Annotated in this window: 17 protein-coding genes; 6 read left to right on the top strand and 11 right to left on the bottom strand. The window is 58.4% G+C overall.

Features of this window, described 5'->3' with window-relative positions; translation table 11 throughout:
- Positions 1-31: 31 nt before the first annotated feature.
- Genes PMYSY11_RS19055 through PMYSY11_RS19045 form a run of 3 tightly spaced genes read right to left on the bottom strand, consistent with a single transcriptional unit; the run spans position 32 to position 3,091 of the window.
- Positions 32-976 carry a choline ABC transporter substrate-binding protein gene (locus PMYSY11_RS19055; RefSeq protein WP_150547741.1) on the bottom strand — a complete coding sequence of 315 codons (945 nt, stop codon included), beginning with the start codon at positions 974-976 and terminating at the stop codon, positions 32-34.
- 32 nt (positions 977-1,008) lie between these two features.
- Positions 1,009-1,893: a choline ABC transporter permease subunit gene (gene choW / locus PMYSY11_RS19050; protein ID WP_069898204.1), complete on the bottom strand. Its 885-nt coding sequence runs from the start codon at positions 1,891-1,893 to the stop codon at positions 1,009-1,011.
- A 1-nt stretch (position 1,894) separates the two neighbouring features.
- The gene (locus PMYSY11_RS19045; protein WP_150547740.1) at positions 1,895-3,091 is read right to left on the bottom strand and encodes a quaternary amine ABC transporter ATP-binding protein; all 1,197 of its coding nucleotides are present in this window, start codon (positions 3,089-3,091) and stop codon (positions 1,895-1,897) included.
- A gap of 935 nt (positions 3,092-4,026) precedes the next feature.
- Between PMYSY11_RS19045 and PMYSY11_RS19040 the strand changes: the two genes are divergently transcribed.
- Together PMYSY11_RS19040 and gbdR are read left to right on the top strand one after the other, a co-directional pair.
- Positions 4,027-5,406 carry an L-serine ammonia-lyase gene (locus tag PMYSY11_RS19040; protein WP_069898552.1) on the top strand — a complete coding sequence of 460 codons (1,380 nt, stop codon included), beginning with the start codon at positions 4,027-4,029 and terminating at the stop codon, positions 5,404-5,406.
- Between the two features lie 497 nt (positions 5,407-5,903).
- Complete coding sequence (gbdR, locus tag PMYSY11_RS19035; protein ID WP_069898202.1) at positions 5,904-7,007, top strand: choline metabolism transcriptional regulator GbdR; 1,104 nt, start codon at positions 5,904-5,906, stop codon at positions 7,005-7,007.
- A 73-nt stretch (positions 7,008-7,080) separates the two neighbouring features.
- On the opposite strand, the gene PMYSY11_RS19030 is transcribed toward gbdR, so the two are convergent.
- From PMYSY11_RS19030 to PMYSY11_RS18995, 8 genes are all read right to left on the bottom strand, one after another.
- Positions 7,081-7,332 (bottom strand): hypothetical protein, encoded by a 252-nt coding sequence (locus tag PMYSY11_RS19030; protein WP_069898201.1) that lies wholly within the window; start codon positions 7,330-7,332, stop codon positions 7,081-7,083.
- A gap of 24 nt (positions 7,333-7,356) precedes the next feature.
- Positions 7,357-8,154, bottom strand: a complete 798-nt coding sequence (gene etfB, locus PMYSY11_RS19025) for an electron transfer flavoprotein subunit beta (protein ID WP_150549614.1) — start codon at positions 8,152-8,154, stop codon at positions 7,357-7,359.
- A complete protein-coding gene (gene etfA / locus PMYSY11_RS19020) occupies positions 8,144-9,367 on the bottom strand; it encodes an electron transfer flavoprotein subunit alpha (RefSeq protein WP_150547739.1) in 1,224 nt (407 codons plus the stop codon). The genes etfB and etfA overlap by 11 nt, the downstream gene beginning before the upstream one ends.
- Positions 9,364-11,316 carry a dimethylglycine demethylation protein DgcB gene (dgcB, locus tag PMYSY11_RS19015; RefSeq protein WP_150547738.1) on the bottom strand — a complete coding sequence of 651 codons (1,953 nt, stop codon included), beginning with the start codon at positions 11,314-11,316 and terminating at the stop codon, positions 9,364-9,366. The genes etfA and dgcB overlap by 4 nt, the downstream gene beginning before the upstream one ends.
- Before the next feature lie 262 nt (positions 11,317-11,578).
- The gene (dgcA, locus tag PMYSY11_RS19010; protein WP_150547737.1) at positions 11,579-13,639 is read right to left on the bottom strand and encodes a dimethylglycine demethylation protein DgcA; all 2,061 of its coding nucleotides are present in this window, start codon (positions 13,637-13,639) and stop codon (positions 11,579-11,581) included.
- 109 nt (positions 13,640-13,748) lie between these two features.
- Positions 13,749-14,279, bottom strand: a complete 531-nt coding sequence (locus PMYSY11_RS19005; RefSeq protein WP_069898197.1) for a 4-vinyl reductase — start codon at positions 14,277-14,279, stop codon at positions 13,749-13,751.
- 97 nt (positions 14,280-14,376) lie between these two features.
- Positions 14,377-15,357: a dipeptidase gene (locus PMYSY11_RS19000; RefSeq protein ID WP_090509334.1), complete on the bottom strand. Its 981-nt coding sequence runs from the start codon at positions 15,355-15,357 to the stop codon at positions 14,377-14,379.
- 216 nt (positions 15,358-15,573) lie between these two features.
- Entirely contained in the window at positions 15,574-16,530 is a 957-nt protein-coding gene (locus PMYSY11_RS18995; protein ID WP_150547736.1) for a GlxA family transcriptional regulator, read from the bottom strand.
- Between the two features lie 266 nt (positions 16,531-16,796).
- Between PMYSY11_RS18995 and choX the strand changes: the two genes are divergently transcribed.
- The 4 genes from choX to PMYSY11_RS18975 all read left to right on the top strand — a co-directional run bounded on the left by choX (position 16,797) and on the right by PMYSY11_RS18975 (position 20,251).
- Entirely contained in the window at positions 16,797-17,732 is a 936-nt protein-coding gene (gene choX, locus PMYSY11_RS18990; RefSeq protein WP_150547735.1) for a choline ABC transporter substrate-binding protein, read from the top strand.
- A 73-nt stretch (positions 17,733-17,805) separates the two neighbouring features.
- On the top strand, positions 17,806-18,693 hold the full coding sequence (gene cdhC / locus PMYSY11_RS18985) for a 3-dehydrocarnitine:acetyl-CoA trimethylamine transferase CdhC (protein ID WP_090509342.1): 888 nt from the start codon (positions 17,806-17,808) through the stop codon (positions 18,691-18,693).
- 43 nt (positions 18,694-18,736) lie between these two features.
- The gene (locus tag PMYSY11_RS18980) at positions 18,737-19,714 is read left to right on the top strand and encodes an L-carnitine dehydrogenase (RefSeq protein WP_069898192.1); all 978 of its coding nucleotides are present in this window, start codon (positions 18,737-18,739) and stop codon (positions 19,712-19,714) included.
- Positions 19,715-19,777: 63 nt separating this feature from the next.
- Positions 19,778-20,251, top strand: a complete 474-nt coding sequence (locus PMYSY11_RS18975) for a thioesterase family protein (protein ID WP_150547734.1) — start codon at positions 19,778-19,780, stop codon at positions 20,249-20,251.
- The last annotated feature ends 189 nt before the right edge of the window (positions 20,252-20,440 follow it).

Raw genomic sequence — 20,440 nt, 5'->3', positions numbered from 1 at the left:
GTCACCCTCGGTAGTCATTGATCGCGCGTGGTTACATGCCGATGAATTTCTTCACCGCTGCAGCGCCATCCTGACCGTCGAATGTGCTGACCCCGGCCAGCCATTTATCAAGAGCTTCCGGATTGGCCTTGATCCACTCCTTGGCCACTTCGGTCGGGTTCTGTTTATCGAGAACTTTCTCCATCAGCTGGCTTTCGATCTCGACCGAGAACTGCAGATTGTTGAGCAGCTTGCCCACGTTGGGGCAGCGCGCTTCGTAGTCGGGTGAGACCACGGTGTAGACCTTGGCCGCACCGTAATCCGGGCCAAACACATCGTCACCGCCGGCCAGGTAAGTCAGGTCAAACTGGGTGTTCATCGGGTGCGGAGCCCAACCCAGAAAAACCACCGGTTTATTCTGCTTAACTGCGCGTTGTACCTGAACCAGCATGCCGGCTTCGCTGGACTCGACCATGCGGAAATCACCCAGGCCGAATTGGTCGCCCTTGATCATCTTCTCGATCAGCAGGTTGCCGTCATTGCCCGGTTCGATGCCGTAGATCTTGCCGTCGAGTTGATCCTTGAACTTGGCGATGTCCTGAAAGCTTTTCAGGCCCGCATCGGCGGCATAGGTCGGCACGGCGAGGGTGTACTTGGCGCCTTCAAGATTGGCCTTGGGTAGTACTTTTACCCCGTCGTCCTTGAGGAACGGTTCGATCACCGCGTCCATCGACGGCGCCCAGTAGCCAAGGAATACGTCGATTTGTTTTTTCTTCACGCCGGTGAAGGCGATAGGCACCGAGGCGAGGATCTTGCGCGGCTGATAGCCGAGGCCTTCGGTGAGGGCCATGGCGACGCCGGTTGTGGCTGAAATATCTGCCCAGCCGATTTCGGCGAATTTGACCTGTTTGCAACTGGCCGGCTCGGCCGCCCAGACACTTGGCGTCAGCGCGCATGCAAGCAGGCCGATAGCTGCGAGTTTGTTGATTGTATTCATCTGCAGTTCCCTGGTTTCAGTTCAAAATAGGCTTATTGGCTTTGTAGTTTTGCGCTCAGCCAACTGACCAGACTGCTGCGATTGGTCGCTTGGCGCGGGGTGCCGAAACTCTCAGTAATGCGGTCGAGAATGATCGCCAGCAACACCACCGCCATGCCGCTCTCGAAACCAAGGCCGATGTCGAGGCGCTGAATACTGGCGAGAACGTCATTACCCAGGCCGCCGGCGCCGACCATCGAGGCAATAATCACCATCGACAGGGCCATCATGATGGTCTGGTTAACCCCGGCCATGATCGACGGCATGGCATTTGGCAGTTGCACTTTGAACAACAGTTGGCGGTTGTTGCAGCCGAACGATTGCCCGGCTTCGACGATCTCTTTGTTGACCTGACGAATGCCCAGACTGGTGAGGCGTACGGCTGGCGGCATGGCAAAAATAACCGTGGCGATGATGCCGGGCACGCGGCCAAGGCCGAACAGCATGGCGGCGGGGATCAGGTATACGAACGCCGGCATGGTTTGCATGAAGTCGAGAATGGGTCGGATGATCATCGCCACACGCTCGCTTTTAGCCGCCCAGATGCCCAGCGGCACGCCAAGGATCAAACTGATTAAAGTGGCCGAGAAGGTCAGCCCGAGGGTGACCACGGTTTGTTCCCAGAAGCCGGTCATCACGATCAGGGCAAATGAGATGGCGGTGAACACAGCAAAGCGCACGCCGATACGCCAGATGCCCAGCGCCACGAAAATCGCAATCAAGAGCCATGCGGGCGGGAACATCAACACCGCCTCAATGCCTTCCGAGAAGCCGCTGACCACTTGGCCAATGCTGTCGAAGGCGCCGCTGTAGTTGTCCAAAAGGTGCTGGACTACGTCATTTACCCAGCTGCCGAGATCAAGTTTTTTATCGCTCATGTCAGTCTCCCTGCATGCGGGTCAGAAGGCGGCCTTTGCTGATTGCTCCGCAATAGAAGCCCCCTTCGTCCATCACCGGAATCGGCCCTTCGTTATCCACCAGGCGCTCAATCACCTCGCTCAGCGGCAGGTCTTCGGGGATGCAGTCGATGTGTTTGAGCACCTTGGCATCAAGGCTGTGGGGTTGGCCGTCTTCGACCAGCAGGGCAATTTTTTCCAGGCTGATCGAGCCTTTGAACTTGTTGAACTCGTCAACGATGAAGGCGTAATGCTTGTCCATGTCCTGCAACTGCTGGCAGACCATGAGCGCATCCGGTGCCTGACCGTTGTGTACGAACAGCGGCACGCTGTCGGCCTTGAGCTGGCCGGCGGTGAGGTAGCGATTGGTGTCTACGGTGTCGAAGAAGTTACGCACGTAATCGTTGGCGGGGTTGTCGACCAGCTCTTGCGGCGTACCGACCTGAATCAGCTTGCCGCCTTCCATGATGCCGATGCGATTACCGATGCGCATGGCCTCTTCAATATCGTGGGAAACAAAGATGATGGTGCGCCGGTGGGTCTTTTGCAGTTCGAGCAGAACGTCCTGCATTTCCCGGCGCTTGAGAGGGTCGAGGGCTGAAAACGCCTCGTCCATGATGATCATTGACGGGTTGACCGCCAGAGCGCGGGCCAGGCCAACGCGTTGTTGCATACCGCCAGAAAGCTCATGAGGATGTTTCTGCGCGAAGGTGTCGAGGCCAACTTGTTTGAGCACGGTCATCGCGCGTTCTTCGCGCTCTTTGCGGCCAACCCCGGCGACCTCCAGGCCGAAGGCGGCGTTGTCGAGAACGGTGCGTGAAGGCATTAACGCGAAAGATTGGAAGACCATGCTCATGTCGCGGCGGCGTAACTCGATCAACTGCGCCTTGGGTAGCTTTGCGACGTTCTGACCATCAATGAAAACATCGCCGCTGCTGGGCTCGACCAGGCGATTAATCAGGCGGATAAGCGTTGACTTCCCCGAGCCGGAAAGCCCCATCAAAACAAAAATCTCGCCCTCTTCAACACTGAATGAAACATCGCTTACACCAATTACAGAGCCCTTTTCAGCCAGTATCTTGTCTTTGCTCCAGCCTTCTTTTAGCAGGTCGATCGCTTCTTGTTCGTTTTGGCCAAAAACCTTGTAGAGGTTCTTGACCACAATTTTTCCAGACTGCATGGGAGTGTTCCCCTTCATAAGACAATCAGATCAGTTACGCGGAACACTGCTTCAGCCCGGAAGGGTTACAGAGTGATGCCGACTGTTCGTGCCTGTTTGGGTTTACGTGGTTGCGGAATCTGGTCTGCATGGGGCCGCTTGGCGCTGGATGCCTCGAATCCCACCCACGCATCGCCCGTGCTGCAACAGCGCTGGGCGAGTACGAGGTCGTGAGCGAATCAACCGTTTATGCCGTGCAGCAATATGCGTGGCAAATCCTCTGGCAGTGTTGTGAAACCCAGTCCCTTGGGCGAACACATCTCAAACCGAGATGCGCGTACATCCGAATTTTCTTGTTGGGCAGGCTCATTCAAGTGACACCTGCGCGTATTTTTTTCGGTCCGGGATTGATGAGTCCCAGTCTGTTGCTTAACCGCTGGCAACAGCGACGAAATCGGCTGACTCAACGATATAGCCTTCCGGTTGGCGCAATTGTCGGTTTACGACTCTGACGTGTTATGGGGCGACATGCTGCCGCGCATTTTTTGCGCAATAACCGCACTGATTGGCCTCGGCAAACGCTGCAGGCCCCTGAAATCGGGCCTTGAGCAATGCCAGTGGAAATTGCAGGCGAGAGAAGGGTGCTTGTCGGGTGTTACAGGCGCGCTGTAACTCGCTGTTTTTGAGTGGATTTTCAGTGATTTCTGGCGATTCTGGACTGTGTTTTTGCAAAGCCCCGCGCCTTTAAAACCCGCACAATCGCGCACTTTGTATGGTGTTGCACCGTGCAACACAGGGCGTTTTCGCTGGGTTTATCGCCCCTTGGGGCTGGGCTGCGCGCTGCAAGTTTTATCGGCGTGACGGCTTTAAGCACGAGCAAGTCGGTGTCAGACGTCAGGCCCTGAATGAAATATTGATGATGGCCAGCACACAACGCGCCCATTGAGGAATCCGTCATGGCTATCAGCGTATTTGACCTGTTTAAGATCGGCATCGGCCCCTCCAGCTCCCACACTGTCGGCCCTATGCGTGCTGCCGCGCTGTTTGTGGGGGCTCTTCGCGAGCGCCGCATGCTTGAGCGAGTGGTACGGGTGGAGGTGCGCTTGTATGGTTCCTTGTCGGCAACCGGCATTGGTCATGGCAGCGATAATGCAGTCGTCATGGGCTTGATGGGCGAGTGGCCCGATACGATTGATCCTTTGCAGGTGTTGCCGCGCATCGAGACGCTCAAGCAAAGCCGGAAATTGGCCTTGGGCGCGGGGCCGGAGATTGCTTTTGACTGGCAGCGCGACTTGCTGCTGCTCGATGAAAATCTGCCTTATCACCCCAACGCGCTCACGCTCACAGCTTTTGCCAGCGATGAGTATGAACTCCTGAGCAACACCTATTATTCGGTCGGCGGCGGCTTTGTGGTCGATGCCGAGCAAGCGGCCAGCGGCGTGCTGGATCAGGACGTAACTGAGCTTCCCTATGATTTTTCCAGCGCGGCAGAGTTGCTCGACTTGTGTCAGCGCCACAACCTGCGGGTGAGTGAGCTGATGCTGGCCAATGAAAAGGCCTGGCGCAGTGAAGCTGAAATCCGCAGTTCGCTGCTGACGTTGTGGCAGGCCATGCGCGATTGCGTCGAACAAGGCCTGCGCCATGAAGGGATTTTGCCGGGCGGCCTGAATGTTCAGCGCCGCGCCGCCAAGCTTCACCGCAGCCTGCTTGAGCTGGGCAAACCCAACGTAATCGGCTCGACGCTCTCGGCCATGGAGTGGGTCAACTTGTTCGCTTTGGCCGTTAATGAGGAAAACGCCGCGGGCGGTCGCATGGTGACGGCGCCCACCAACGGCGCAGCCGGGATTATCCCGGCGGTGCTGCATTACTACATGCGCTTCAATCCGGATGCCTGCGAAGACGATGTGATCAATTACCTGCTCAGCGCCGCGGCGATTGGCATCCTCTGCAAAAAGAACGCGTCGATCTCAGGGGCAGAGGTTGGTTGTCAGGGCGAGGTGGGTTCGGCCTGCGCAATGGCGGCGGCCGGGCTTGCGGAAATCCTTGGGGCAACTCCCGAACAGTTGGAGAACGCGGCTGAAATTGGCCTGGAACATAATCTCGGGCTTACCTGTGATCCTGTCGGCGGGCTGGTGCAGGTGCCGTGCATTGAGCGCAACGCGATTGCTGCGGTGAAGGCCATTAATGCCGCGCAAATGGCCTTGCGTGGCGATGGCAAACACTTCATTTCCCTGGACCGGGTGATTCGCACCATGCGCGACACCGGCGCCGACATGCATGACAAATACAAGGAAACCTCACGCGGCGGGCTGGCGGTCAGCGCAATCGAATGCTGAGTCAGCAAGGGCGTGCCTGATTTGGGTGCAGCGCTTTGCAGTTGCCACCTGCTGGCGCGCGATCGCTTTAATAAACGGCTGTTTGTTACTGGTGCGGAACGGATTTGAGAACCGGTGACAAACAGCTGTTTTAATCCTGCTACCAATCATCACAAACCCCGTGGCTCAAGGGTTTTCCGGTCGTTTTCCGATCGGTCATGTCGTGAACAGAATCGCCGCTTGTCGGGCCTTGCGGGGCGGACTATTTTTTTTTGAACGGCCAATCAAATTAGGCATGACCTTTGCTCTTTTGATCGGTGTTCGGTCCGGTCATTCAAATGCCCGACCATCACAATAAAACGGGTCACGATGTGCTGCATGCGGTGCAACTGTCAGGCTGAAAATAGAGACTGAAACTATTTCCGCCGACCTTTGATATTCGCACCCAGTTGCGTCGGACGAATCCAAGAAAAGCCGCTGAACGGCTTAATGACGTGCTTGCGTGAGGGTTCCATCAAATGTCGCAGTCTACTCAAGAGGCTCAGCCTCTAAATCGCGTACCTCAGACTATCGGCTTTCTGCTGCTCGACAACTTCACCCTGATTTCCCTCGCGTCAGCGATTGAGCCATTGCGCATGGCCAACCAGCTTTCCGGTAAAGAATTGTATCGCTGGTTCACACTGACCCAGGCCGGCGGCGCGGTATCGGCCAGTGACGGGTTGACGATTACCCCCGATGCCTCCCTCGCCAACGCGCCCAAGCTAGACGCGGTGATTGTGTGTGGCGGCGTGGATATTCAGCACAGCGTGACCCGCGAGCACTTGCAATGGCTGCAAATGATGGCGCGCCAGGGCCGTCGCATGGGCGCCGTGTGTACCGGCAGTTGGGCGTTGGCCAAAGCGGGTTTGCTCGATGGTTTCGATTGCAGCGTGCACTGGGAATGCCTGGCCTCGATGCAGGAAGCCTTCCCGCGTGTGGCGATGAGCACGCGGCTGTTTTCCATCGACCGCAATCGCAATACTTCATCGGGTGGTACCGCGCCGATGGATATGATGCTGCACCAGATTGGTCGCGAGCATGGCCGTGAGTTGCCCGCGGCAATCAGCGAGATGTTTATTTACGAGCGCATCCGCAACGAGCAGGATCACCAGCGCGTGCCGCTCAAGCACATGCTTGGCACCAATCAGCCAAAGTTGCAGGAAATTGTGGCGCTGATGGAAGCCAACCTTGAAGAGCCAATCGATCTCGATCAAATGGCCTGCTACGTTGATGTGTCACGCCGTCAGCTTGAGCGCCTGTTTCAGAAATACCTGAACTGCTCGCCTTCACGTTATTACCTCAAGCTGCGGCTGATTCGCGCACGGCAATTGCTTAAGCAAACGTCGATGTCGGTGATTGAAGTCGCATCGGTTTGCGGCTTTGTGTCTACACCGCATTTCTCCAAGTGCTACCGCGAGTATTTTGGCATTCCGCCGCGTGATGAGCGCGCCACAAACAGCCTGACGAACATCGTCTCGCTGGTGCCGGTCACCGAAGAGTTGCAGCATGAATCTGTTTCAACCGCGTTGGCCGCGCTAAACCGCGCTCAGAGCGAGTCCACCTTCGCCAGTGTTCGGCTGTAACCGGCTGGCCGTAGTTAATTGCGCCAGCGCTGTGACGATTCGGCTGGCGCGTTAACTTGCGAGGGTTGGCGGATTATTTCGGCGCGGGAACCAGCGCCGGTAACAATGTGCGCGAAATCGCTTCACGCACAGCCGGCAGCAAAGTGGCATTGCCGCCCAGCATCTCTTCCACCATGCGCCGTAGCGCCAGCGCGCGATCAGCACTCAAGCCCCGCACTGCCTGTTCGCATGCCTGTTCGGCGCTCGCCCCAACCGGGATGGACAGGCCAATGGCGACGAGGCGTTCGCGCAGGTCTTCCTGATCGATCAAATCGGCGTGCATCATGGTAAATCTCCTTATTAATGGTGCTTAGCGCAGCACACCTTCATCGACTAACAATTTGAAGATAGCCTCGGCTCCCGCCTCTGGCGAGTCGCCTTTAATAATTTGGCCACCACCGCCCGAGGCTTTTGCGGTCGCCGCTTTCATGCGTTCAGCGCCCGTCTTGGCAGTGATTATTTTCAGGCGTTTTGGCCGGGGTCTGGCGGGTTGCAGTGGCGACTCGCTGAGCAACGCGTCGGGATTTGCCTCTGCCGCATGGCTGAGCAATTCGCCGCGCCGCGCCGGGCCAAAGGCACTTTGCCGGGCGACGGGAGCGGCGTTGTCGAGGCTGGCGATAAACGGCAGGCGCACCTTTAAACGTCGGCGTTGGCCGCGCGGCAGGGCTTGAAGCACTTGGGCGATACCATTTTCTATGTGCTCGACTTCGGCCAGCCCGACCACCATTGGCCAGCCCAGTTGCTCAGCCAGCAGGAACGGCAGCATGCCCGAACCTTCGCCAGTTTCAGCCTGGCTGCCGGTTAAAATTAGTTGTGCGTCGCTGTCTTGCAAATAGTCATGCAGAGCGCTGATGACATCGGCTTGCGCCGGTTGCTCGATCACGTGCAACTGCTGCAGGCCCATGCCCAGATAACTGCGTAAGGCTGGTTGTTGCGGGTCGCCTGCGTGCAGCACTTCAAGTTGCTGACCAGCGAGCCGCAAGCCCAACTCGATAGCGCGTGCGTCTTGTTCGGCGCGGCGCGCGCGGCCCGAGCTTGGGTGCGCGCCCACGGATACCAGCGCCACAACATTCAGCGCTGGCGTGGCTTGAGCGGTGTTATGCAGCATCACGAATACCTCCGTGGCGGTGCGCGTTGATGCGCGCAATCAAGGCGCCGAGTATGGCCGCCGAGTCGCCGATCACGCTCAGGTCGGCGCGCTTAACCATGTCGCAATTGGCGTCCTTGTTCACGGCCACCACTTTGTCGCAGGCACCGATGCCCTGTAGGTGTTGCACCGCGCCCGAGATACCCACCGCCAGATACACCCGTGCGGTGACCCACGTGCCGGTGGCGCCAACCTGACGATTGCGCGGCATGAAACCATCGTCCACCGCCACGCGTGATGCGCCCTCGGTTGCGCCCAAAATTTCGGCGGCCTGATGGAACTGCGTCCAGTCGCTGACGCCGTTACCACCGGACAAGATGAACTCGGCCTCGGCCATCGGAATCAACGCCGGGTCTACGGCTACCGCGCCGCAATCCTCGATTCGAGGCAAGCCGTGGGCAAGGTTTTCCGGCGTTGCCATTGCCAGGCACTCATGGCGTGTTTCACTGACCGGGCTGGCGCACTCGGCAGCGGCCAGAATCAGCCGTGGCAATGCCCGCTGCGAGTCTTCCCGGCCAGCGCCCGCGCGGCCAATGCACTGGCCATCGGCAACTTGCCAGACGCGGGTAGCCGGACGCTCGGATAGTTTTGCGGCCAGCCGGCGGCCCAGCTCACCGCCGCCGTTGCGGCTGTCCGGCAGTAACCAGTGACGTGGCTTGAGTTGTGCTTCGACGGCGCTCAAGGCCAACACGCGCAGTTCAGGCGAATAGCCGGCCAGCGTGTCATCGGTGAAGTGCATCAGGCGATCAACACCGGCTGTGTCGAAGGCCTGCTCTTTATGTTCGGCAAAAATAATCGCCAGCACAGCGCCGTTGTTGCCTGCCAATGAACGGGCGAGCCCGAGCAGGTCTTTATCGTGGCTACTCAAGCGCCCGCCGACCATGTCCGGCACCACGCAGATATGAAACGCCGGTTGCTCGACCCGATGCAGCGGCAGTTGCACGGCGGCTGGTGCTGCGCTGCGTTTGCCTGCGCTGGCACTCTGCGCGCCCGAACGGTCGATCCGCTTGATGCCTTCAGGGCCGATAAAACCCACGGCGTGCGGATTCTTGCGAACAATCCCAGCGGCGCTCATCCAGCGCTCTGGTTTTTTTTGCAAGGTGGCGTGCAGCGGGTGCAGGCGGTTACGCGCGATCCATTCTGCGTGTGGGTCGCGGCGAATAATCTCACTCATGCCGAAGTCTCCGCAGGCTGGCGTTTCACGGACGGTTTGGGCGCTGCCTCGATCAGCACTTCAGCGACCAGTTCAGCAATGTCTTTAACCTGAGGGCGCGGCTCGACCACGCCTTCGAGCATCAGCGTGCACTGCGGGCAACCCACGGCAACAATCTCGGCAGCGGTCTCCTTGATGTCGACCATGCGCATGTCCGGTATCCGCTGCTTGCCCGGAATATCAGTGATCGGCGCACCACCGCCCCCTCCGCAGCAGCGTGAACGAAAGCCCGAGCGCTGCATTTCCCTGACCTCGATACCGATGGCATTGAGAACATTGCGCGGCGCTTCGTACTCGCCGTTGTAGCGGCCCAGATAACAAGGGTCGTGATAGGTCACGGCGGCGTTCTGATGCTGGCCAAGGTTGAGATCGCCGGCATTGATCAGTTGCTCGATGTAAGTGCTGTGATGCAAAACCCGGTAGTGGCCGCCCAGCACGCCGTACTCGTTTTTAAGCACGTGGAAACTGTGCGGGTCAGCCGTGACGATGGTCTTGAAGGTGTATTGGGCGAGGGTGGCGATATTGCGTTTGGCCAGTTGCTGGAAGGTCGCTTCATCCCCCAGCCGGCGCGCCACATCACCGCTGTCACGCTCCTCCAGACCGAGCACGGCGAAGTCGACCGCAGCGGCTTTGAGCACTTTGACCAGTGCGCGCAAGGTGCGCTGGTTGCGCATGTCGAACGCGCCATCACCGACCCAGAACAACACATCGCACTGACGTTTATCGGCCAGCACAGACAAGTCGAGATCGGCTGCCCAGTTGAGTCGGCCGCCCGGTGCAAAACCGCCGGGATTGTCGGTGGCAATCAGATTGTCCAGAACCTCGGCGCCCTTGTTCGGCGTTGCACCTTTTTCCAGCGTGAGGTGGCGGCGCATATCGACGATGGCATCGACGTGCTCGATCATCATCGGGCACTCTTCAACGCAAGCGCGGCAAGTGGTGCAAGACCAGAGCGTTTCGGCATCAACCAGGGCTTTGCCGTCCAGCGCCACAATGGGCAGATGCGGGCCGCCGCTGTGCTCGCCGATGTTCTTGCCGGGGTAGGGTGAGCCGGCAAACTTGGCATCGCTGCCACCCACCAGGCCCACGACCATGTCTTGAATCAGCTTCTTTGGATTCAGCGGCTGCCCCGCTGCAAAGGCCGGACATGCCGCTTCGCATTTGCCGCATTGCACACAGGCGTCGAAACCGAGCAATTGGTTCCAGGTAAAATCGGTCGGTTTTTCCACCCCGAGTGGCGCCAGTGGGTCGTCCAGATCCAGCGCTTTCAACCCTGTCGACCGGCCGCCGCCAAAGCGCTCGGCGCGGCGGTGCCAGGCCAGATGCAGAGCGCCGGCAAAAGCATGCTTCATCGGCCCGCCCCAGGTCATGCCGAAGAACAACTCACTCACGCCCCAGGCAATGGCGACCAGCAGGATTGCAGCCAGAAGCCAGCCGCCAAAACCCGCTGGCAAAATACCGGCGACCGGCAACGTGGCGATAAACAGACTGGCCGAGAACATCAGCAAGCTTTTCGGCAAGCGCATCCACGGCCCTTTCGACAAGCGAGCAGGCGGATCAAGCCGCCGCTTGGCCACGAACAGCGCCCCGACAAACATCAGTGCAGTTGCCGCTAACAACACATAACCAAGAACCGCGCTGTGCAAGCCAAAGCCATGCACCAGAATCGCCAGCACCGCAGCCAGCACGAAACCCCCGGCAGTCGCGACGTGGGTATTGGCGATGTATTTATCGCGCGCGACCACATGGTGAAGATCAACCATGTAACGACGCGGAATAGCCAGCAAACCACCAAACCACTCCACCTCAGCAGGCTTGCCGCGCCGCCACATGGCGAACCGCTTGAACGCACCAACCACCGCCAGCGCCAGTGCGGCAAATAGCAGAATTGGCAGAAGAGTATTCAACATCATCGGGTCTCCCTAGCGGGACCGCATCACCGAAAGACGAGCCACACAGTGACTAGCCAGCTTGTTTAACATCGAGCGTTTGCCACACCACACCCGCTCTTGCTTTTCACCCAAAGCTCTTAGTTTTCGCCTTCGCCCTCGCTCTCAAAAATCCAAGGCCCACCCGATCGAGTCACTGAGTGCGCTGAGCAAGGCACTTACCGCAGCCAATAGTCGACTATGGGCAAGGGAAGTAACGCCGCACAGCACACTCAGAGGCCGATCAGAAGTCCTTACACAATCTTAGGGCGTCGTAGATGGCAGCATGGGTATTGCGCTGGGCTACGCAGTCGCCGATGCGAAACAGCAAATAGCCTTCGCCCGGCTCGCTCAAACACGGCTGTGGCTGAATCGCGAACAACGCCTCGACATCGATCTGACCCTTGTTACGCGAAGCTTCCTTGAGTGCGTAATACAGGCTCTCGTCCGGGCGCACGCCGTTCTCGACTACGACCTGATCGACCACGCGCTCTTCCTTGGCTCCGGTGTATTCGTTCTCCAGCAGGGCGATGAGTTTGTCGCCTTCGCGGTAGACCTTTTCCAGCATCAGGTCGCCGGTCATGACCACTTCCTTGGGGTACATGCTGCGGTAGTAAGTCGGGAACGAGGTGCCGCCGATGGCCACGCCGGGCTTGATGTCGTCGGTGACGATTTCGACCTGCGAACCTTTGTCTGCAAGAAAGTCGGCAACCGACATGCCGGTGAATTCGCAAATGGTGTCGTACACCAGCACGTTTTTACCGGGCGCGACTTTACCGTCGAGCACATCCCAGCTGCTCACAACTAGGCCTTCTTCAGCGCCCCAATGCGGGTTCTGCTCAAGGTTCGGGTGGCCGCCGTTAGCCAGCACGATGATGTCGGGGCGCAGGTCGAGCAGGGTCGCCGAATCGGCGCCAGTAGCCAGTCGCACATCGACGTTCAGGCGCGCGAGTTCCAGTTGATACCAGCGGGTAATGCCGGCGATCTGGTCGCGTTGCGGGGCTTTTGATGCCGTGGTGATCTGCCCGCCAAGCTGGTCTTTCTTCTCGAACAGCGTTACCTCGTGGCCGCGTTCTGCTGCCACGCGAGCCGCTTCCATACCGGCTGGGCCACCGCCGACGATGACTACTTTGCGCTTAACGCCGGTGGTTTTCTCGATGATGTGCGGCACGCCCATGTATTCACGCGAGGTGGCGGCGTTCTGAATGCACAGCACGTCGAGGCCCTGATATTGGCGGTCGATGCAGTAGTTGGCGCCCACGCACTGTTTAATCTGGTCGACCTGACCCATTTTGATCTTGGCAATCAGGTGCGGGTCGGCGATGTGCGCACGGGTCATGCCGACCATGTCGACATAACCGCCTTCAAGAATTCGCGTCGCCTGATTCGGGTCCTTGATGTTCTGGGCATGCAGAACCGGAACCTTGACGACTTCCTTGATGCCCGCCGCCAGATGCAGAAACGGCTCGGGCGGATAGCTCATGTTCGGGATCACGTTGGCCAGGGTGTTGTGGGTGTCGCAACCCGAGCCCACCACGCCGATAAAATCGAGCATGTCGGTGTCATCGTAGTATTTGGCGATCTGTTTCATGTCTTCATGGCTGAGGCCATCGGGGTGAAACTCATCGCCGCAGATGCGCATGCCCACACAGAAGTCCGGGCCTACCTCGGCGCGCACCGCCTTGAGCACTTCGAGGCCAAAACGCATGCGCTTTTCAAAGCTGCCGCCCCATTCGTCTTCACGCTTGTTGACGCGTGGCGACCAGAACTGGTCGATCATGTGCTGGTGCACGGCCGACAGTTCGATACCGTCCAGCCCGCCAGCCTTGGCACGCCGCGCTGCCTGCGCGTAGTTGTCGATGACCCGCCAGATTTCTTCCGGCTCAATGGTTTTGCAAGTTGCGCGGTGCACCGGTTCGCGAATGCCGGACGGCGACATCAGGGTCGGCCAGTGGTAACCATCCCAGCGCGAACGACGGCCCATGTGGGTAATCTGGATCATGATCTTGGCGCCGTGCTTGTGCATTGCGTCGGCGAGATTCTGAAAGTGCGGAATAATCCGGTCAGTGGCCAGATTGACTGAACTCCACCACTGCTGGGGGCTGTCGATGGCAACCACAGACGAGCCGCCGCAAATCGCCAGACCAATCCCGCCCTTGGCTTTCTCTTCGTAGTATTTGACGTAGCGCTCGGTGGTCATGCCGCCGTCGGTGGCATAAACCTCAGCGTGTGCAGTGCTGAGCACGCGATTGCGTATGGTCAGCTTGCCAATCTGAATGGGCTGAAACATTGCTTCAAACGCCATCTGGTACTCCTTAATACGCAAACAAAGCAGCTGCACTTGATCTGGCGCGGGCTCAAGAGCTTGAGATCACCGGGCCGGATCTTCGCTTACGGCGCTGTAAACGCTTCAATCAAATAGGGTTAACGATGAACAGGCCGTGCTGATGGCCTTCTTCGGAGGCGCTGAATTCCTGCTCGGCCACGGTGCGAATCGAACTGCCGGAGGCTTCCAGAATCTGGTCCATGGCGCCGGCAAACCAGCCGGTAAACATGTAATCGACCTTGCGCCCGCACTTGCCATACACGTAGACAAAAGCCGAGTGCTCAAGGCGTACCTCGGCGGTGCCTTTGGCCAGATCAATATGCTCAATCTTGAACAGCCCCCAGCCGCGCTGAGACAAACGCTTCATGTAGTGCTCGAAAACTGCCACGCCTTGTAAACCATGCAGCGCTGCTTCTTTTTCACACCAGTGCCAGGCGGATTTGTAGCCGGCTTTGTAGAGGATTTCTGCATAGGCTTCGGCGCCCAAAACCTCTTCGATACCCATGTGATTGTTGACGAAAAAGTGCCGTGGCACATACAGCATCGGTAGGGCGTCGGTGGTCCAGACGCCGGTTTCGTCGTCGACCTGAATAGGCATTTCGGGTGCGTGTGTGGCCATGTTTAAACTCCAGAAAAAGGTGACTCAAGCATGTAGTCGGTGCTGGCGCAGCCGGTTCGCTCCGGCGCGCCGTGAAGCTGTTTACAGGCTGGGCTGGTTATTTCTCGTTCCAGACATCGGCCAGTACCCGCACCCAGTTCTCGCCCATGACTTTGCGCACCACACGCTCGGGCATGCCGCGCTTGAGCAGGGTTTCGGTCAGGTTGGGGAATTCACCGACGGTGCGGATGCCCAGCGGGTTAACGATCTTGCCGAAGCTGGTCAGGCGGCGGGCGTAACCTTTGTCGTGGGTCAGCCACTCAAAAAAGTCCTGACCGTGGCCCTGAGTGAAGTCAGTGCCGATGCCTATGGCGTCTTCGCCCACCAGATTCATCACGTATTCGATGGCTTCGGCGTAATCGTCGATGGTCGAGTCGATGCCTTTGGCGAGGAAGGGCGCAAACATAGTGACGCCGACAAAGCCGCCCTTATCGGCAATGAACTTGAGTTCTTCGTCAGACTTGTTGCGCGGGTGTTCTTTAAGGCCAGACGGCAGGCAGTGTGAATAGCAGACCGGTTTTTTCGATTCGAGGATGACTTCCTCGCTGGTCTTCGAGCCCACGTGTGAAAGGTCACACATGATCCCGACGCGGTTCATCTCGGCAACAATTTCGCGACCAAATCCGGAGAGCCCGCCGTCACGCTCGTAGCAGCCGGTGCCGACCAGATTCTGGGTGTTGTAGCACATCTGCACGATGCCGACGCCGAGCTGCTTGAACACATCGACATAGCCGATCTGGTCTTCAAAAGCGTGGGCATTCTGAAAACCAAACAGGATGCCGGTTTTGCCCTGAGCCTTGGCGGCATGGATGTCGGCTGTGCTGCGAACCTGAATAACAAGGTCGCTGTTGTCGCGAATCAGTTGCTGGCTGGAAACAATATTGTTCACCGTGGCCTGAAACCCTTCCCACACCGACACGGTGCAGTTGGCGGCGGTGAGGCCGCCTTTGCGCATGTCTGCAAACAGTTCACGGTTCCATTTACCGATGATAAGCCCGTCAATAACGATGCTGTCGGCGTGTAGTTCGGCTGGGCTCATCAGGCTGTCCCCTCAGGTTCTTGCGCCAGGTCTGGTGACGACGCTTTGAGGTGAGCATATCCCCGAGGGGTAAAGTGACCCGATGCAAAAACGACTGAGGGATTGCCGAAAGCGTCAATCGGCGGAAGCAATTCGCCTCTCCGGCGCGATTAACGCTCAGGCGCGGGTGAGCGTTCAGCTTTGTGCGAGGGCAACAGGCGAGGCGGGTGTTGTGGCTTAAACGGTAGAGCTGCGACCATTCTCGTGACGGTCATGGCTGGGGCTTCTGCCGAAGCGCTTGCGATAACGCCGTGAGAAGTAGCTGGAGGACTCAAAGCCGCAGGCCAGCGAAATCTCCAGCACATTCATGTCGCTCTGGCGCAACAGTTGGCGGGCTTTATCCAGACGCAGATTGAGGTAGAAGTTTGCCGGTGTGTCATTAAGGTGCTGGCGAAACAAACGCTCCAGTTGGCGCGGGGTGACATCAACAGCTTCGGCCAGTTGGGTCGGCGTCAGCAGGTTTTCGCAGCGACGCTCCATCTCGGCAATCACATGGCTGAGCTTCTTGTTGTGCACGCCATAACGATTGGTGATCTGCATTCTCTGATGGTCCTGACGCGAGCGAATCCGCCCCAGCACAAATTGCTCGGACACCTGCACGGCCATGGCTTCGCCCTGATCACGGGCGATTAGCGTGAGCATCATGTCGATGGTCGAGGTGCCGCCCGCTGTGGTGATGCGCTGCCCGTCGATCTCGAACAATTCCTGGGTGACCTGCAAAGCAGGAAAGCGCTCCTGAAATGCATTGATCGCTTCCCAGTGCAAGGTGATGCGCTGCTTATCGATGAGCCTGGCCTCGGCCAGCACAAAACTGCCGGTGTCGATGCCGCCGATAATCGCGCCCTGTTGCGCAAACCGTTGCAGCCAGTTGGCCAGTCGCGAACTGAACGCCGCCAGCGGTTCAAAGCCGCTGACCACAAAGATTGTGTGCGGCTGATCCTGATCTTCAAGGCCGCCCTCGACGTTAAGCGACATGCCATTGCTGGCTTCTACCGGCCCGCCATCAACGCTGAGCAGACGCCAGCGATAAAGATCGGCGTTAAAACGGTTGGCAACGCGCAGCGGCTCGGTGGCGGACATCAGCCCCATCATCGAGAAACCAGGCAGCAGGAGGAACCAGAAGGTTGTCGGCATGCAGTTGAGAGACCTTGGCCGGTGAATGTGAAGCGGTTATTACGCTGATTATGGCGAGTTTATGCAGGCGAGTCGCTATCGTTCGATAAGTAGTCGGTAAAAGCCGCTTTATCAACGGATGCTCTCGGTATTGTGGCTGCATCGGGCGATACCAAGCCCGGACACGGAAGAGCCGTCTGGCTTTTACAAAACAAAACGTGGCTAACATCAACCCTGTCCGAGGGGCTGATGCCGCGATATAAACCGTACCGCGAGGGAGCAAAACAATGAATCGTCTCAAACTAATCGCCGCAGGCTGTGTGCTCGCCCTGAGTAGTTCGTCGTTGTTGGCCGCAGAGCAGGCAAGCTGCAAGAACGTTCGGGTTGGCCTGGTCGGCTGGACGGATGTTGTTGCCACCACCGCAGTCGCGTCCACCCTGCTTGAGGGCCTTGGCTATGAAACCAAGCAGACTCAAGCCTCGCAGCAAATCATTTTTGCCGGTATCCAGAAGGACCAGATTGATGTGTTCCTCGGTTACTGGAAGCCGATCATGGATGACAACATCAAGCCGTTCCTCGACAAGAAGGCGGTCAAGGTCATGCCTGAGCCATCGCTCAACGATGCCGTTGCAGTGCTGGCCGTGCCAACGTACACCGCCGACAAAGGCCTGAAAACACTGGCCGATATTGCCAAGTTCAAAGATCAGCTGGACGGCAAGATCTATGGCATCGACGCCGGTTCGGGCGCCAATATCGCGATCAAGAAAATGATCGACAGCAATCAGTTCGGTCTGGGTGACTTCAAACTGGTCGAGTCCAGTGAAGCCGGCATGCTCGCCGCCGTTAACCGGGCGACGCGAAGCGACAAGCCCGTGGTGTTCTTTGGCTGGAAACCGCACCCGATGAACCTGCAGTTTCCGATCACCTACCTGACCGGCACCGAGGATGTATTCGGCCCGAATGACGGTGCAGCCACTGTCAGCACCGTAACCGCACCGGACTACGCCGAGCGCTGCCCGAATGCCAATTTGCTGCTGAGCAACCTGCGCTTCACCAGTGAGCAGGAAAGCCAGTTGATGCAGCCGATCATGGACCGCAAAAAGCCGGAAGACGTTGCCCGCGAGTGGATCAAGGCCAACCCGGAAATTGTCTCTGGCTGGCTGCAAGGTGTGACCACCTTCGACGGCAAACCTGCCGACAGCGCGATCGCCGCGCTCAAGTAATCCCCGCATAAATACCCATGCGCAGCCATTGCTGCGCACGGGTTTCTGTTGCCTTGAACAAAGGAGAAGACCAATGAATTATGAAGTTGTCGTGACCTGCGCTGTTACCGGTGCTGGCGATACAGTGGGCAAGCATCCGGCAATTCCGGTGACCCCTAAGCAAATTGCCGATGCCGCCATCGAAGCTGCAAAAGCTGGCGCCACCGTTGCTCACTGCCACGTGCGCGACCCGCAAACCGGCAAGCCGAGCCGTGATGTGGCGCTGTACCGCGAAGTGGTCGAGCGCATTCGCGAAAGCGACACTGACGTGATCATCAACCTCACCGCTGGCATGGGCGGCGATCTCGAAATCGGCCCCGGCGAAACGCCGCTGGAATTCGGTGCCGGCACTGATCTGGTCGGGCCAATGGAGCGTCTCAAGCACATTGAAGAACTGCGTCCGGAAATCTGCACCCTCGATTGCGGCACCCTGAATTTTGGCGATGGCGACTACATCTATGTCTCCACCCCGGCGCAACTGCGCGCTGGCGCCAAGCGCATCACCGAGCTAGGCGTTAAAGCCGAGCTGGAAATCTTCGACACCGGCCACCTGTGGTTTGCCAAGCAAATGCTCAAGGAAGGCCTGCTGGAAGATCCGCTGTTCCAACTTTGCCTGGGTATTCCGTGGGGCGCTCCGGCAGACACCGTGAGTATGAAAGCCATGGTCGATAACCTGCCAGCCGGTGCCACATGGGCAGGCTTTGGTATCGGGCGCACACAAATGCCAATGGCGGCTCAGGCCATGCTGTTGGGCGGCCATGTGCGCGTGGGGCTGGAAGACAATATCTGGCTGGATCGCGGCGTACATGCCACTAACGGGCAACTTGTCGAGCGCGTTATCGAGATCATCCAACGTCTGGGTGGCCGTGCGCTGACACCGGCTGAAGGCCGCGAAAAAATGAAGCTCAAGCGTCTGGGCTAAGTACCGCTTGATTGAGCGTACCCACTATCGAGCAGGAGTCAGCATGAGCAATCAAACTACCTTTGTGACACAGATTAAAACCTTCGGCGCTATCTGTACCGGCGTAATCGGCAGTGGCTGGGTCGCCCGCGCCCTGGCCCATGGCCTGGATGTTGTCGCCTGGGACCCGGCGCCGAACGCCGAACAGCAACTGCGCGAGCGTATCGCCAATGCCTGGCCGGCACTGCAAGCGCAGGGTTTGGCGGAAGGTGCCAGCCAGGATCGCCTGCGCTTCGCCGACAGCGTTGAAGCGTGCGCGCGTGAAGCAGACTTCATTCAGGAAAGTGCGCCGGAAGTATTGGCCCTGAAATTGGATCTGCATGCACGTATCAGCGCCGCAGCCCGCGCCGATGTGCTGATTGGTTCGAGCACATCCGGTTTGCTGCCCAGCGAGTTTTACGCAACCTCCGCCAACCCTCAGCGCTGCGTGGTGGGGCATCCGTTCAATCCGGTGTACCTGTTGCCGCTGGTTGAGGTTGTGGGCGGTAAAGACACCGCGCCAGAAGCCATTGAAGCAGCGATGAGCGTGTACACCGCGTTGGGCATGCGGCCCTTGCATGTGCGCAAGGAAGTGCCGGGGTTTGTCGCCGACCGTCTGCTTGAGGCGCTGTGGCGTGAAGCCCTGCATCTGGTCAATGATGGCGTGGCGACTACCGGCGAGATTGATGATGCAATCCGTTTCGGTGCGGGCCTGCGCTGGTCGTTCATGGGCACCTTCCTGACCTACACGCTGGCGGGCGGCAATGCCGGTATGCGTCACTTCATGCAGCAATTTGGCCCGGCACTGCAATTGCCGTGGACCTACCTGAAAGCGCCTGAGTTGACCGAAAGCCTGATCGACAGCGTGGTCGAAGGCACCGCTGAACAGCAGGGCCAGCGCAGCATTGCCGAGCTGGAACGCTACCGCGATGATTGCCTGATTGCCGTGCAGGAAGCGATTAAACAGACCAAGGCCAAACACGGCTTCGACGCTGCCGAGTGATCGACGCTTACCCAGCCCGCCGGCTTTTTGCCGGTCGGGTTGTGCTTGATTCAGGAGAATTGCATGACGCGACTCACCACCTACCAGACGGCCGTGCTGCCCGAATGGGTTGATTACAATCAGCATCTGCGCGATGCGTTTTATCTGCTGGTTTTCAGCTATGCCACCGATTCGCTGATGGATCATCTGGGGCTGGATGAGGCAGGGCGCACGCGCACCGGGCATACCCTGTATACCCTCGAATGCCACCTCAACTACCTCAACGAGGTGCGTTTGGGCGCGGAAGTCGAGGTGCACACGCAACTGCTCGCGCACGATAAGAAGCGCCTGCACGTGCATCACTCTTTGCACTTGGTTGGCGTGGAAGCCGCCTTGGCCGAGAGCGAGCAGATGCTGATGAATATCGACGTCGAAAGCGGGCGTTCGGCAATTCTCGATGCGCAAGTTAACGCACGGGTAGAGGTGTTGTCTGCCGCTCACGCTGGCTTGTCGATGCCGGTTTATGTCGGGCGGGTAATCGGTTTGCCAAAGCGTTAGGCAACCGCGAGCGGTTCGAGCCGCACAAATGGCAAAAGGGCGAGCAATCTGTCGATTGTTCGCCCTTTTGCGTTATGCAGTTGAGTCTGGTCTGTTTGGGTTTCTCTGCTGTTCTGGCGGTGCCGGTTTTATCGCCAACAGGCTGTATCCCAGCAGCGCCAACAGCAAAGCAAAACCCAGACTCATGAC

Source organism: Pseudomonas marincola, from assembly GCF_900682675.2.
Taxonomy (GTDB): Bacteria; Pseudomonadota; Gammaproteobacteria; order Pseudomonadales; family Pseudomonadaceae; genus Aquipseudomonas; species Aquipseudomonas marincola.
The sequence above is the reverse complement of the archived record's forward strand: the minus strand, read 5'-3'. Positions and strand labels throughout refer to the sequence as shown.